Here is a 14,106-nt window from a genome sequence, read left to right as displayed (position 1 = left end):
TCAGGCACCGACGGGCCGGTGGGCCCGGTACTTGCGCAGTTCCTGCTTTGCGATGGCCCGCTTGTGCACCTCGTCGGGGCCGTCGGCCAGGCGCAGGGTCCGCAGGTGCGCGTACGCCATCGCCAGCGGGAAGTCATCGGTGACGCCGGCCCCGCCGTGCACCTGGATGGCCCGGTCGACGATCTTCAGGGCCATCTGCGGGGCGGCCACCTTGATCGCGGCGATCTCGGTGCGCGCCTCCTTGTTGCCCACCGTGTCCATCAGATGGGCGGCCTTGAGCGTGAGCAGGCGGTTCATCTCGATCTCGATGCGCGCCTCGGCGATCCAGTCCTGGATATTGGAACGATCGGCGATCGGGCGGCCGAACGTCACCCGGGACTGCGCGCGCGTGCACATCAGCTCCAACGCACGCTCGGCCATGCCGATCGCCCGCATGCAGTGATGGATGCGGCCGGGGCCGAGGCGGGCCTGACTGATCGCGAAGCCCTCGCCCTCACCCTTGAGCACGTCCCCCCGCGGAACCCGCACGTTCTCGAAGGTGATCTCGGCGTGGCCCTCGCGGTCGTGGTAGCCGAAGACCGGCAGGTTGCGCACGACGGTGACGCCGGGCGCATCGATCGGCACCACGAGCATCGACTGCTGGCGGTGGATCTCGGCCGAGGGATCGGTCTTGCCCATCACGATCAGCACCCGACAGTTCTGGTGCATTGCGTTGGAGGCGAACCACTTACGGCCGTTGAGGATGAACTCGTCACCGTCACGCTCCATCCGCATCTCGACGTTGGTGGCGTCGGAGCTGGCGACCTCGGGCTCGGTCATCGCGAAGGCGGACCGAATCTTCCCGTCGAGCAGTGGCTTCAGGTACTTCTCGCGGTGCTCGTCGGTGCCGAAGATCTCGAAGACCTCCATGTTGCCGGTGTCGGGCGCGTTGCAGTTGCATGCCTCGGAGGCGAGGTGACTGCGCCCCATGATCTCGGCCAGCGGCGCATACTCCAGGTTGCTCAGGCCCGCCCCGGTTCCTGGATGCGGATGGAAAAGGTTCCACAGTCCCCGCTTTCGCGCCTCGACCTTGAGTTCCTCGATGATCGGCGGCTGGAAGTGGGGGTTTCCCGCCGCCCGCATCTGCTCCTCGTAGACGGCTTCCGCCGGATAGACGTGCGAGTCCATGAACTCGAGCAGGTCGGCCCGGATCTTCTCTGCGCGGTCGGAGACATCGAACAGGGACATGTGAACTCCTGACAGGTGGGGGGAGGAATTATGGGAGGGCGGGTCAGGCGCCCGGCAGCAGTCCGGCCTGGAAGCGCCGCATCCCGCGTAGCCACCGGTCGTAGTCGGCCCCCTTGCGGCGGTACATCTCGAGTACCTCCGCGTGCGGGAGGATCAGGAAGCGTTCCTCGTCCATCGCGGCGAGCACGTCGTCGGCAACCCGCGACGGTTCCAGCACCTCACCGGCCGCGGTCACGGCGCGTGTCGCCGCGACGCCGCGGGCATCCCCTGACTCCTCGCCCTCGTAGAGCAGCTTGGTGTTCACCCCCATCGGACACAGGCAGCTGACCCGGATCCCGCGGTCGCCATAGGTGACGTTGAGCCACTCGGCGAAGCCCACCGCTGCGTGCTTGGTCACCGAGTAGGTGGCGGAGCCGATCTGGGTCAGCAGGCCCGCGGCCGATGCGGTGCTGACGAAGTAGCCCTCGCCCCGGTCGAGCCACTGCGGGACCAGCAGTTGCGCGGCGCGGATGTGGGCCCGCAGGTTGACGTCGATCGACAGGTCCCAGTCGCTCTCGGTCGCCTCGAGGCCCGGCGCGCCGCTGATGCCCGCGTTGGCGAAATACAGGTCCACCGGGCCGAATTCGGACTCCGCAAGGGAGATCAGTCGCTGGATCGCGGACGTGTCGGAGACGTCCGCGCCCGCGCCGACCGCGGAACCGGGATGCTCGGCGTTGACACTCGCGGCGACGGAGAGCGCGGCGGCCTCGTCGAGGTCCGCGACGACGATCTTCGCGCCCTCGGCGGCGAGCCGTGCAGCGAGCGCGCCACCGATTCCTCCGCCGCCACCGGTGACGATGGCGACCTTCTGCGCAACCTTCACAGCAATTCCTCTTCCCTCGCGGTGATCAGTCGTGATCCGAGTATCGCCGAAGGGTAATTAAATATGAGTTCAGATTCAACTATGAGGCGATTTCAGTACCAGGACCTGGCCAAACGAGTGAAGTAGAGGTCAGCCGCGGGCGGCGATGCGGAGCGCGTTCACCCACAGTCGGGTGGCGGTGTCGACGATGTCCTCGAGGGACGCCGCGTCGCTCCCACCGGTGACGAAGTACCCGAACGCGAGGCGGCTGATCATGCCCGAAAGCGCCGACGATGCCAGCAACGGATCGAGATCCGGATCCGCGAGTCCGCGTTGCTGAAGGTTCGCGATGCTGCGGGCGTTGCGGCGGATGAAGGCGTCCGCCCGCTGCTGCCGCAACACCCGGAATTCGGGATCGATGCTGGCCACCTGTTCGAGCAGCCCCATCAGCTTCGCGTTTCGCTTGTATGCCTCGAAGTACGCCCGGTTGCTGGCCGCGATGATCGCGGCAGGATCGTCCTCGGCCTCCACGTGCGGCATGCCCGGGTGCATCATGTCCTCTTGCGCCAGCTCGAGGACCGCGGCGAAGATCTCTTCCTTGCTCGCGAAGTAGGTGTAGAACGTCCCGGCCGAGCATTTGGCCGCCTTGGTGATGTCGATCAGGCGGGTGTCGAGGTAGCCGGAGCGCTCGAACACCTTTCTGGCGGCCGCGATCAGCGCCGCCCTGGTCCGCAGCCCGCGCTCGGTGGCGGGTAGCTCCCGAAGCAGACCCGATCGCGCCATCGACGGCGGCGCGTCGTCGCGATCATCCCCGGAAACTGATCCTGACATGCCGTATTTATACGGCAACGCGGGTCGTCGGCGCCCGTGGCCTGCTCCCCTCCTGCGGCCCATACTGAGAGGAAGGCGTGACGCCACGCGGAGCACGGGAGCGACAGACATGACCAGTTCCAGCGCCGACCCGATCAGGCCGAGCACCCTCGCCCAGCTCACCGCGCTGGTCGGCACCGTGCTCGGCCCCACCGCCTGGCACGAGGTGACGCAGGAGCGTATCGACGCCTTCGCCGACGCCACCGGCGACCATCAGTGGATCCATGTCGACCCCGAGCGGGCCGCCGACGGCCCCTTCGGCACCACCATCGCGCACGGGAACTACAGCCTCTCGCTCGGCCCGTTCTTCACCGGGCAGCTGATCGCCTTCGACGGCTTCGCGCACGCACTCAACTACGGCTACAACAAGGTCAGGTTCACCGCGCCGCTTCCGGTCGGGTCCCGACTTCGCATGAGCGCCAAGATCGTCTCGGTACACGAGATCGCAGGGGGCGCGCAGATCCTGAACAAACTGACCTTCGAGCGCGAGGGCGGGGCCAAACCGGTCCTGGTCGCGGAGGCGGTGGGATTCCTCGCCGAGCGCAAGTAGAACCCTGGCCGTGAGATGGCTGACGCCCTAGGCTCGGCACGGTGACCACGACGTTCTCGGCTCTCATCGCACGCGATCAGGACGGGGAGATCACCCTCGGCCCCGACATCCTCGACACCGGCGCCCTGCCGGCGGGCGAGGTCACCATCAAGGTGCACTTCTCGAGCGTCAACTACAAGGACGCCCTCGCCGTGACGCCACGGGGCGGGGTGGTGCGCGAGTACCCGATCGTCCCCGGCATCGACCTCGCGGGCGAGGTCGTCGCCTCCGACGACGACTCGTTCGCGCCCGGCGACCTGGTCCTCGCGCACGGATACGAGATCGGCACCGGACGTCACGGCGGCTACGCCGAGCTCGCCCGGGTCCCCGCCGACTGGGTGGTCCGGCTCTCGGAGCTCTCCCCCCGCGACGCGGCGACCATCGGCACCGCGGGCTTCACGGCGGCGATGAGCGTGCAGGCCATCCTCGACCGCGGCATCACCCCGGCCGAGGGGCCGGTCCTTGTCACCGGTGCCAGCGGCGGTGTCGGCAGCGTGAGCATCGACCTGCTCGCCGCGGCCGGGTTCGAGGTGATCGCGTCGACCGGCAAGCCGCAGGCCGCGGACCTGCTGACCTCGCTCGGCGCCGCGGCCGTGATCGGTCGGCTGCCCGAGGACCCGGACGCGAAGCCCCGCCCGCTCGGCAAGGCGGAGTGGGCGGCCGCGGTCGACTGCGTCGGCGGTCGGACGCTCGCGCACGTGCTCAGCACCATCAGGTACGGCGGCGTGGTCGCGGCGAGCGGACTGACCGGCGGATCGGCGCTGCCGACCACCGTGCTGCCGTTCATCCTGCGCGGCGTCTCCCTGCTCGGCATCGACTCCGTGCAGCTGCCGATCGACAAGCGCCGTGCGCTGTGGGCGCGCCTCGCGGGCGATCTGCGTCCGCGACACCTGTCCTCGATCGCGCACGAGGTGCCGATCCGGGATGTCGCCCTGGCGCTGGACCGGATTCGGGCCGGGGACCACACCGGCCGCGCCGTGGTCCGAGTCGACGGCGGATTCTGAGCGCCGAGCTGATCGGGTGAGACGCTCCGGTCCACCCGATCAGCGGCAACGTTGGGTTCAGCTACCGAACGGCAGTGTGCCCGGGGCGATCTCGTAACCGCTGCTGCCGGCCGAGCTTCCGCCGACGACACCCAGGAACCCGTTGATCACGTTGGTCAGCATGCTTGAATTTCTCCTCGAGAGCACTCCGATGAGGACCACGGGACCGCGATCCTCAGCTACGGTAACGATGGTCCATGACCTTGTCGACCGCTCTGGTCGAAGCGATACCGGACATGACAGGGTGGGTCACGTGATCGACGAACCCGAAGCCCGGCAGGCCGACATCGATGCGGTGACAGCGTTCCGTGAGCAGTGGAGCCTGCCCGGAATCATCGACGTGCACACGCATTTCATGCCCAAGAACGTGATGGACAAGGTGTGGAGGTACTTCGACTCGGCCGGACCGCTGACCGGCATGGAGTGGCCGATCGCCTACCGGCACGAGGAGGACGTCCGGCTCGACCGGCTGCGGTCCTACGGGGTCCGTGCGTTCACCTCGATGATCTATCCACACAAGCCGCACATGGCCGCCTGGCTCAACGAATGGGCGGTCGAGTTCGCGGCCCGCAACCCCGACTGCCTGCACACCTCCACCTTCTACCCCGAGCCCGGCGCCGCCGAGTACGTCACCGCAGCGCTCGAGGCCGGAACCCGGGTGTTCAAGTCGCACATCCAGGTTGGCGACTATTCCCCGAACGATCCGCTGCTCGACGGCGTGTGGGGCGTGCTGGAGGACGCGGGCACCCCGATCGTGATCCACTGTGGCTCCGGACCCGCGCCCGGGCGCTTCACCGGCCCGGGGCCGATCGCGGACCTGCTGACCCGGTACCCCCGGCTGCGCCTGGTCATCGCGCACATGGGCATGCCCGAGTACCCGGAGTTCCTGGCCCTCGCCGAGCGTCACGACCGGCTGCTGCTCGACACCACGATGGCGTTCACCGACTTCATCAACGATGCCGCGCCGCTGCTGCCGTCCGATCTGCCGCGTCTGCTCGACCTGCAGGAGCGGATCCTGTTCGGCAGCGATTTCCCGAACATCCCGTACCCGTATGCCCATGCCCTGGAGGCGGTTTCTCGGCTCGACCTCGGGGCGGAGTGGGTCCGCGCGGTGTGCCACGGCAACGGGGTGCGCCTGTTCGACCTCTGATCAGAACAGGGTGAGCGAGTCGTCCGATGCGGGGACCTCGAACAGCGTGGGCTCCCGCTCGGCCTGGACGGCGGTGTGCGCCGCGACCGACTTGGCCCGCGAGACCTTCTTCGCCGGTGAGACCGGCGCGGAGTGCGTCGTGGCCTGCGCCCGCGGGGTGGACACCGGGGCGGAGGCGGCCCCGGCCGCGACGGCACGGGCGGCCTCACCGGCCAGCTTGTCCGCCTCCTCGTTGTAATGGTTGCCGACGTGGCCCCGCACCCAGCGGAAGCGCACCGGGCCGGTCCGCTCGGCGATCGCCTCGTCGATGGAGCGCACCAGGTCCAGGTTCTTCACGGGCTCGCCGGAGGCCGTACGCCAGCCCTTGCGCTTCCAGCCGGACACCCACTCGGAGGCGCACTTGATCGCGTACTGCGAGTCGGACTCGATCAACATCGGCTCGTCACCCGGATGCGCCTTGATGGCCTCCAAAAGCGCACGCAGCTCGGCGATTTGGTTGGTGCCCGACCGCTCGCCACCGGAGCGGCTCGGCCCCAGGTGGTTGACCCACGCCCAGCCGATCGCGCCACCGGGGTTGCGAAGGCAGGAGCCGTCCGTGCTGACGATGATCACGTCCGACACCTTACGGTGGCCCCCCGACATTGCGAAGGGCCCGCGCCGGGGCCGGGGCCGGCACCCCGCCCCCGGCCCCGGCTAGGCGCCCGTGAACCGCGGCGGCCTGCGCTCGAGCATCGCGGCCACCGCCTCCTGGTGATCCTGTGTGTGATGCGCCAGCGCCTGCATCGAGGCCGACAGCTCGAGCAGGCTCTCCAGGCTCTGGTGCTGCCCCTCGCGGAGCAGCTTCTTGGTCATCCGCAGGGCCTGTGGCGGGTTCACCGCGACCCGTTCGGCCAGCGCACGGGCGGTCGGCACCAGCTCAACCGGCTCGACCACCCGGGAGACCAGGCCCCACTCGAGCGCCGTCGCGGCGTCGATCGCGTCGCCGGTGAAGGCCATCTCGGCTGCCCGCGCCTGTCCGACCGCGCGCGGCAGGAACCAGGCACCGCCGTCGCCCGGGATGATGCCGAGCTTGACGAAGCTCTCCGCGAACGTGGCCGTGGTCGCCGCGATCCGCATGTCGCACATGAGTGCAAGGTCACAGCCCGCCCCGATGGCCGGGCCGTTCACCGCGGCGATCACCGGCGCCTCGCAGTGATAGAGCGCTCGTGGGATCCGCTGGATGCCGTGCCGGTAGCCGCCGCGCAGTTCCACGGGCGAGCCGCCGAACATTCCCTCGCGGTCGCGCATGTGTTTGACGTTGCCCCCCGAGGAGAACGACGGCCCTGCGGCGGTCAAGATCACCGCACGCACCGTCACGTCCCGATTGACGTCCGCGATCGCCGCCTCGAAGGCCTCGATCATGTCGGGCTCGGAGATGACGTTGCGGGTCTCCGGACGGTTCAGCGTCCACGTGACGATGTCCCCGTCCCGCTCCACCACGATTGCCTCGGTCACTGCGCACTCCTTCCGGTCGCGGCCAAGGGTAGGCGGTGCGCGGCCGTGCGCGTGTCTTACCCCAGGTGGGGTGAGACGCGCGCACCGGCGGCGAAGCCGCGATAGCCGTGCGCGTCCGCGACGGCGGTGGAGAGGACCTCGCCGTCGTGAGTGCTCAGCCCGGCGGCCAGCGCCCGGTCGGCTGCGGTGGCCCGTCGCCAACCCAGTTCCGCGATCTCGAGGACGTACGGGAGGGTGGCATTGGTCAGCCCGAAGGTGGACGTGCGGGGCACCGCGCCCGGCATGTTCGCCACGCAGTAGAAGACCGAGTTGTGCACCCGGTAGGTGGGTTCGGCGTGGGTGGTCGGACGCGAGTCCTCGAAGCACCCACCCTGGTCGATCGCGACGTCGACCAGCACCGACCCCGGCTTCATCCGGGACACCAGTTCGTTGGACACCAGCTTCGGCGCCCTCGCCCCCGGGACCAGCACCGCCCCGATCACCAGGTCGGCACCGAGCACCGCCTGCTCCACCTCGAAGGCGTTGGACACGACGGTCCGCAGCCGGCCGCGGTAGCGGTCGTCGAGCTCGCGCAGCCGCGCGACGTTCAGGTCGAGGACGGTGACATCGGCGTGCATCCCGACGGCCATCGCCGCCGCGTTCTGACCCGCGACCCCGCCACCGAGGATCACCACGTTGGCCGGGCGCACCCCCGGCACGCCGCCCATCAGGACACCGCGGCCGCCTGAGCTGGCCATCAGGTGGTAGGCGCCGGCCTGGGGCGCGAGCCGCCCGGCGACCTCGCTCATCGGCGCGAGCAGGGGCAGCGAACCGTCGGGGGCCTGCACGGTCTCGTAGGCGATCGCGGTGGTCTTTGCGGCCATCAGCGCGTCCGTGCACTCCCTCGAGGCCGCCAGATGCAGATAGGTGAACAGCACCAGGTCCTGACGCAACCGCGAATACTCCTCCGCGATAGGCTCCTTCACCTTCAGGAGCAGCTCAGCGGATGCCCACACATCGTCGGCGTCGGACAGGATCTGCGCGCCTGCCGCGCGGTAGTCGGCATCGGCGAAGGAGGACCCGGCACCGGCCTCCTGTTCGACGACGACCTGGTGGCCGCGGGAGACGAGTTCGTGGACGCCTGCGGGCGTGATGGCGACCCGGTACTCGTGGTTCTTGACCTCGCGGGGGATTCCGATCCTCATGACACTTCCTCGGGTTTCGGGGGCGGTTCGGTTGGGGGTGAGCGTGATCGACGCTGGGTCAAGTATGAATTTCCATCGATTCTGTGCACAGATTTGTGTTGATAATTCTCTAGAATCGGCTCATGGCTAGCGATTCTTCGATGCAGGGCCCCTCCCGGGGCGCCCGTCCGAACGATGTTCGGGGGGTCAGGCTCGACGAGATCGATCACGTCCTGCTCGCACAACTCACCCGCGACGCGCGTACCCCGAACAACGCGCTCGCCGAGATGGCCGGGATCGCGCCGTCCACCTGCCTGGCCCGGGTACGCGCACTGGTCGAGAAGGGCGTCATCCGGGGCTTCCATGCCGACATCGACCCGGCGGCCCTCGGGCGAGACCTCGAGGCGATGATCTCGGTCCGGCTGCGCGCGGACGCGCGCCCGCACATGGCACAGTTCGCGGAGCGGATGTCGGCGACGCCCGAGGTGCTCGACGTCTACTTCATCGCGGGCGCCGACGACTACCTGCTGCACGTCGCGATGCGCGACACCGGCGCACTGCGCGACTTCGTGCTCGACCACCTCTCCGCACGGCCGGAGGTCGCGGCGACCGAGACGATCCTCATCTTCGAGCACATCCGGCCGAGGTCGGGCCGCTAGCGCGGCATCAGCCCGAGCCGCCGCGGCTCATGGCAGCAGCCGGTCCAGGAAGTCGTTGCTGAAGATGCGGTGCGGGTCGTGGGCGTTGTACGCGGCGCGGGCGGTGTCCCAGTTGTCGTCTGCGGGCACCCCGTCGCGGTAGGTGCCGGGGATGACGGTCTCGATGGACGGCGCGTCGGAGTGTCCGGCGCGGTCGGTGAACGCCCAGCCCTTGGCCCACTCCGGCCGGAAGGTGGCGTAGTCGCCGCTGTAGTTCTCCCGCATGAACAGCTCCATCTCGCGGAAGTACGCGGCCTGGCCCGGCGTGCCCGGCACCCCGACCACGTTCATCCAGATGGCGGTGTCCCACTCGGGGTGATCGGGCCGCGGACGCAGCGCCGAGATGGTCGGCGGCCCCGCGCTTTCCACCGTCACCTCGCCCTGGTCGTCGAGACCGCACAGGCGCACCTCGAAGGGCCCGTTGATCGGAAAGCGGCCCGCCGCCTGGAGCTCCTGCTGGCGCCGGTGATGCCAGCCGGTGAACTCGTTGATCACCCGCGCGATGTTCGACCTGCGGGTGATCACCACACCGCCGCCCGCGTTCATCCGCAGGGTCGTCGCGCGGAGGTAGAACAGCACGTCCTTGGACCAGCCCCACAGGTCCGCGGTCCCGGTGGCGGCGAGCCCGGAGGCGATGGTCGCGAACTGCGCCTGACCGAACAGCGGAGTGGCGCTGCCGATCCCCCGGGTGATGAGCCCGAGCGGATCGGTGACCGCCTGCGGGATGTTGTCCGAATACCGGTAGTTGTAGGGACCGGTCACCTCCCGGGATTGCGGCGGCTTGACCGGGGTTGGCGTCCACACCTTGAGCCACGGCGTCTCGGTGAAGGGGAACCAGATCGCCTCGACGCGCCCCGACCGGGCCACGTAGCTCTCGAACGTCCGGCCGGGCGCCCCCGCAGGCGCGAACAGCTCACGCCACGGGATGTCGGTGACGGACTCGCAGCGGAGCCGGTAATTCGGGCCGGCCTGCAACGTCACCGAAGTGACGAAGGACCGGCCGAGATGGGTGAGCAGCGGCCGGATGGCGACGTCGGCCCTGCTGAACTCCCGCAGTTCGTACCGACCGGCCGCGTCGTCCCAGACCACCGCGGTCATCGCGGTCACCAGGTTGCTCAGCGAGCCGAAAGATGCTCCAGGAAGCGCGGATTCACCATCGGCGGGCAGCGTGGCCCCGTGTGCGTCGATCGCGAGCACCCCGGCGATGGTGAGCCCGCCGATCGCGGGGGCGTTGGCCCAGCCGAGCCCGTGGGCCTGCAGCTCGGTGAGGATGGTCTCGACGGTGGCGCCCGCTCCCGCGGTGACCGTGGCGCGGCCCTCGGCGGCGCCCGCCGGGTCGACCGCGACGGCGTTCAGCCGGGCCATGGTGTCCACCAGCAGCACCCGGTCGACGTTCTGGCCCGCCTCCAGGGTCAGCGGGCTCCACCCGTGCATGGTCCCCCGCGGCCGCAGCCGGTAGCCGTTGGCGTGCGCCCAGTTCGCGAGCCGGACCACGTCCAGCGCATCGCGGGGCGTGCACGTCCAGACCTGGTCGAAGCGGATCTCCTGCGCCCAGTTCTCGTAGCCCTGCTGGACGAGGGCGATGCCGTCGGGGAAGGCGGGCGGGGCTGGCAGGGTCGCCCTGACGTCACCGAACGGGATCGCCTGCGCGGGCGCCCAGCCGAGTCCGGCGAGGGCGGCGGCCCCCGCCGCGGCGGTCAGGAAGCCTCTGCGCGAGACGCCCCCCGTCTGCTGGTCCGAACGACCTGCGGCCATCGACATGTCCCTCTCTAGGTGGGTGGCGCGGCCTGCGCGCCACGAGCGAGGACAAAGTTAGAACATGTTCCCGTCATCGTGTCGGGAAACGCGTACCTGGGTCCCGGGAATCCCGGAATCCCCGGCTCACCACGTGGTCTACTTGAACCCGTTGGAGACCTGCGATGACGGGCATTTCCGAGGAGAACCGATGGCCGAACTCGACCTCAGCGACGAGCCTTCGACGGTGACGCCGAGGAAGCCCCGGCGCGGCTGGCCGGTCTTCACCGTCATCGCGATCGCGCTGATCGCCTTCCTCGCCGGTGGCGTCGGCGGCTCGTTCCAGAGCAAGCTCGCCGAGGTACAGAAGAACGACAACGCCAGCTACCTGTCCGCCTCCGCCGAATCGACCATCGTCGCCAACGAATCCGCGGAGTTCGTCACGGTCGAGACCATCCCGGGATTCGTCGTCTTCCACCGCGACGGCCCGTTGACCGAGCAGGACAAGGAATCGATCGCCGACGCCGCGACGGCGGTGACCCAGGTGCCGGGTGTCGACAAGACCGGCATGGCCCCGGTCCAGTACTCGGCCGACGGCACCACCGCGGCCCTGTTCGTGCCCCTGGTGGCCAAGTCCGACGGCGCCCAGGTCCAGGGCGACGTCCTGGCCGAGACCGAGCAGCACGTGATGGACGCGGCCAGATCCGCCGCCGCGGCCGAACTCGAGGTGCTGCCCGCGGGCCCCGGCGGACTGCTCGTCGCGTTCATCGACGCCTTCCAGGGGCTCGACGGCGCGTTGCTGGGCGCGGCCCTCCTCGTGGTGATCCTGATCCTGTTGGTCGTCTACCGGTCCCCCGTCCTGTGGATTTTCCCGCTGCTGTCCGCGATGCTGGCGCTCGGCCTCTCCTCGATGGTCATCTACTTCCTGGCCAAGCAGGACGTCCTGACGCTGACCGGCCAGAGCCAGGGCATCCTGATGGTCCTCGTGCTCGGCGCGGGTACCGACTACGCCCTGCTGCTCATCGCGCGGTACCGGGAGGAACTGCACGCGTACCCGAACCGGTTCGACGCGATGATCCGGGCCTGGCGCGAATCGGCCCCCGCGATCACCGCATCCGCGGTGACCGTCATCCTCGGGCTGCTGTGCCTGACCTTCTCCGAACTGAACTCGAACAAGAGCCTCGGTCCGGTCACCGCCATCGGCATCGCCTGCACCTACCTGGTGATGATGACGTTCCTCCCCGTTGCGCTGGCCACCGCGGGCCGGTGGGTGTTCTGGCCGCGCGTCCCGCAGGTCGATCACGCGGCGGATCTCGCCGCGCGCGGCATGTGGGGCCGGATCGCCACCACCGTCGGCAACCGGGCCCGGCCGGCGTGGATCGGCACCACGGTGCTGTTGATCGCGCTGTGTGCCATCGGGATCGGCAGCCTGCAGACCGACGGACTCACCGCGACCGAGAACTTCACCAACAACCCCGAGGCCGCCCAGGGCCAGGCGATCTACGACGCCAAATTCCCTCAGGGCACCGGCGCTCCCGCCATCATCATGACCAACGCCGACGCCGCCGAGCAGGTGATCGCCGTCGCGAGCGGGGTCGAGGGCGTGGCGACGGCACCGGGTTCGGTGTGCCTGCAGATCGACTACGCCAAGGTCGCGGGGTTGAACCTGGGCACAGGCGCCCCCGCGGCCGCACCGACCGGCTGCCCGCCGCCACAGTTGACCGTGCAGCCGATCGACGGCCGCACCGTCGTCACCGCCACCCTCGCCGACTCCTATGACTCGCCCGCTGCGCTGGAGACGATCGAGCGGTTGCGCACCGCGGTGCACGCCGTCCCCGACGCCGACGCCCTGGTGGGCGGGAACTCCGCGGCCACCCTCGACGTGCAGACCGCCTCGGTGCACGACAGGAACCTGATCATCCCGATCGTGCTGGTGGTGATCTTCCTGGTGCTCGCGGTCCTGCTCCGGGCGCTGCTCGCGCCGCTGATCCTGATCGTCACCGTGGTGCTCTCGTTCGCAGCCACCCTCGGCGTGTGCGGGTTCTTCTTCACCCATGTGTTCCACTTCGCGGGCGCCGACCAGGCCTTCCCACTGTTCGCCTTCGTGTTCCTGGTCGCACTCGGCATCGACTACAACATCTTCCTGATGACCCGGGTGCGCGAGGAGTCGCTCACCCACGGAACCCGCTCGGGCGTGCTGCGCGGCCTGGCCGTCACCGGCGGCGTCATCACCTCCGCGGGTGTGGTTCTCGCCGCGACATTCGCGGTGCTCGGCGTTCTCCCGCTGGTGTTCCTCGCGGAGATCGGGTTCGCGGTGGCGTTCGGCGTCCTGCTCGACACCATCATCGTGCGCAGCGTGCTGGTGCCCGCACTCTCCTACGACATCGGCAAGCGGATCTGGTGGCCGTCGGCGCTGGCGAAGGCGAAGGACTGAAACGCCGAGGACCTACGTCCCGACATACCGACGTGTTGCGTGTTTGAATGGCGCTCGGAGAGTACAGATTTCCGAAAGCCCCACCACCGACACGCGTCCTGGTCCAGAATGAACGCCGATCGTCACCCTCCTGCGGGGGAGGAGCCGTTCGCTCGTAAAGGAGTGCCATGTCGTTTCGTTCGCCATCTCTGCTTGCCCGCAGGATCCTCGCCGCCACCGCCATCGCCGCTGCTGCAGGCGCTGCCCTGCCCGCGACGGCGAGTGCCGACGTGACACCGACCACGCTCATCAACGGCGTGCTCTCGACCGTCGGCGGCTGCCAGACCCCCTTCCGCGAGGCGATCCTCACCTGCACCCGACTCGAGACCCTCACCCCCCAGTTCCCGGTGGTCCTCGACCTGAATCCGTTCGGCACCAACATCGTGGCACTGGGCGCTGGACTGTTCCCGAACGGCACGATGCGGCCGGTGCTCGAGTCCCGGATGCAGGCGACCCTGCAGGTCGCCCACCGCTACCCGCTGTCCCCGATCATCGTCAGCGGTGGCGTGCCGCAGAACGGGATCACCGAGTCCCGCGCGATGCGCGACTGGCTGATCGCACACGGCATCCCCGCCTTCCGGATCACCGAGGAGTACACCTCGCGCTCCACGGTCGAGAACGCACGGAACACCAACTCGATCCTCGCTCAGCGCGGCGCCACCAGCGCCGTCGTGGTGACCTCGCCGGACCATCTGCAGCGCGCCATGGTCGACTTCCGTGTCGCGGTCGGCGGCCGCATCCCGATCGCGGGTGTCGTCGCCCCCTGAGAGGGCAGCGAGTTTCAAGATTTCCGCACCGCGCCGTCGGTGCGGGTGGGAACCTGA

13 protein-coding genes are annotated in these 14,106 nt (G+C 69.2%); 6 read left to right on the top strand and 7 right to left on the bottom strand.

Annotation, left to right across the window (positions count from 1 at the left end):
- The 3 genes from BR31_RS0126475 to BR31_RS0126465 form a co-directional block, all read right to left on the bottom strand.
- Positions 1–1,227 (bottom strand): acyl-CoA dehydrogenase family protein, encoded by a 1,227-nt coding sequence (locus tag BR31_RS0126475; protein ID WP_027503582.1) that lies wholly within the window; start codon positions 1,225–1,227, stop codon positions 1–3.
- A gap of 43 nt (positions 1,228–1,270) precedes the next feature.
- Positions 1,271–2,089, bottom strand: a complete 819-nt coding sequence (locus BR31_RS0126470) for an SDR family oxidoreductase (RefSeq protein ID WP_027503581.1) — start codon at positions 2,087–2,089, stop codon at positions 1,271–1,273.
- Between the two features lie 129 nt (positions 2,090–2,218).
- Entirely contained in the window at positions 2,219–2,899 is a 681-nt protein-coding gene (locus BR31_RS0126465; RefSeq protein WP_027503580.1) for a TetR/AcrR family transcriptional regulator, read from the bottom strand.
- 109 nt (positions 2,900–3,008) lie between these two features.
- Here BR31_RS0126465 and BR31_RS0126460 point away from each other — a divergent pair, with 109 nt between their 5' ends.
- The 3 genes from BR31_RS0126460 to BR31_RS0126445 all read left to right on the top strand — a co-directional run bounded on the left by BR31_RS0126460 (position 3,009) and on the right by BR31_RS0126445 (position 5,720).
- The gene (locus BR31_RS0126460) at positions 3,009–3,488 is read left to right on the top strand and encodes a MaoC family dehydratase (protein WP_027503579.1); all 480 of its coding nucleotides are present in this window, start codon (positions 3,009–3,011) and stop codon (positions 3,486–3,488) included.
- A gap of 41 nt (positions 3,489–3,529) precedes the next feature.
- A complete protein-coding gene (locus BR31_RS0126455) occupies positions 3,530–4,531 on the top strand; it encodes an oxidoreductase (protein WP_027503578.1) in 1,002 nt (333 codons plus the stop codon).
- A gap of 292 nt (positions 4,532–4,823) precedes the next feature.
- On the top strand, positions 4,824–5,720 hold the full coding sequence (locus BR31_RS0126445; protein ID WP_442970257.1) for an amidohydrolase family protein: 897 nt from the start codon (positions 4,824–4,826) through the stop codon (positions 5,718–5,720).
- Here BR31_RS0126445 and BR31_RS30315 read toward each other — a convergent pair whose 3' ends face one another.
- From BR31_RS30315 to ald, 3 genes are all read right to left on the bottom strand, one after another.
- Positions 5,721–6,332, bottom strand: a complete 612-nt coding sequence (locus tag BR31_RS30315; RefSeq protein ID WP_037178556.1) for a ribonuclease H family protein — start codon at positions 6,330–6,332, stop codon at positions 5,721–5,723.
- A gap of 81 nt (positions 6,333–6,413) precedes the next feature.
- Positions 6,414–7,214, bottom strand: coding sequence for a crotonase/enoyl-CoA hydratase family protein (locus BR31_RS0126435; RefSeq protein ID WP_027503576.1), 801 nt, complete (start codon positions 7,212–7,214; stop codon positions 6,414–6,416).
- 56 nt (positions 7,215–7,270) lie between these two features.
- Positions 7,271–8,398: an alanine dehydrogenase gene (gene ald / locus BR31_RS30310; protein ID WP_051637765.1), complete on the bottom strand. Its 1,128-nt coding sequence runs from the start codon at positions 8,396–8,398 to the stop codon at positions 7,271–7,273.
- A 122-nt stretch (positions 8,399–8,520) separates the two neighbouring features.
- Between ald and BR31_RS0126425 the strand changes: the two genes are divergently transcribed.
- The gene (locus BR31_RS0126425) at positions 8,521–9,036 is read left to right on the top strand and encodes an Lrp/AsnC family transcriptional regulator (protein WP_027503575.1); all 516 of its coding nucleotides are present in this window, start codon (positions 8,521–8,523) and stop codon (positions 9,034–9,036) included.
- 27 nt (positions 9,037–9,063) lie between these two features.
- Here BR31_RS0126425 and BR31_RS0126420 read toward each other — a convergent pair whose 3' ends face one another.
- The gene (locus BR31_RS0126420) at positions 9,064–10,830 is read right to left on the bottom strand and encodes a cholesterol oxidase substrate-binding domain-containing protein (RefSeq protein WP_027503574.1); all 1,767 of its coding nucleotides are present in this window, start codon (positions 10,828–10,830) and stop codon (positions 9,064–9,066) included.
- Positions 10,831–11,020: 190 nt separating this feature from the next.
- Between BR31_RS0126420 and BR31_RS0126415 the strand changes: the two genes are divergently transcribed.
- Together BR31_RS0126415 and BR31_RS0126410 are read left to right on the top strand one after the other, a co-directional pair.
- Entirely contained in the window at positions 11,021–13,243 is a 2,223-nt protein-coding gene (locus tag BR31_RS0126415) for an MMPL family transporter (protein ID WP_027503573.1), read from the top strand.
- Between the two features lie 167 nt (positions 13,244–13,410).
- Positions 13,411–14,049 (top strand): YdcF family protein, encoded by a 639-nt coding sequence (locus BR31_RS0126410; protein WP_027503572.1) that lies wholly within the window; start codon positions 13,411–13,413, stop codon positions 14,047–14,049.
- Positions 14,050–14,106 lie beyond the last annotated feature (57 nt).

The organism is Rhodococcus sp. UNC363MFTsu5.1, assembly GCF_000686785.1.
Classification (GTDB): domain Bacteria; phylum Actinomycetota; class Actinomycetes; order Mycobacteriales; family Mycobacteriaceae; genus Rhodococcus_G; species Rhodococcus_G maanshanensis.
This window is presented reverse-complemented; position numbering and strand designations above follow the sequence as displayed.

Coding starts and splice junctions, on each gene's coding strand:
- BR31_RS0126475 (WP_027503582.1), bottom strand. CDS start 1,227: ATGTCCCTGTTCGATGTCTCCGACCGCGCAGAGAAGATCCGGGCCGAC.
- ald (WP_051637765.1), bottom strand. CDS start 8,398: ATGAGGATCGGAATCCCCCGCGAGGTCAAGAACCACGAGTACCGGGTC.
- BR31_RS0126425 (WP_027503575.1), top strand. CDS start 8,521: ATGGCTAGCGATTCTTCGATGCAGGGCCCCTCCCGGGGCGCCCGTCCG.
- BR31_RS0126460 (WP_027503579.1), top strand. CDS start 3,009: ATGACCAGTTCCAGCGCCGACCCGATCAGGCCGAGCACCCTCGCCCAG.
- BR31_RS0126415 (WP_027503573.1), top strand. CDS start 11,021: ATGGCCGAACTCGACCTCAGCGACGAGCCTTCGACGGTGACGCCGAGG.
- BR31_RS0126410 (WP_027503572.1), top strand. CDS start 13,411: ATGTCGTTTCGTTCGCCATCTCTGCTTGCCCGCAGGATCCTCGCCGCC.
- BR31_RS0126465 (WP_027503580.1), bottom strand. CDS start 2,899: ATGTCAGGATCAGTTTCCGGGGATGATCGCGACGACGCGCCGCCGTCG.
- BR31_RS0126420 (WP_027503574.1), bottom strand. CDS start 10,830: ATGGCCGCAGGTCGTTCGGACCAGCAGACGGGGGGCGTCTCGCGCAGA.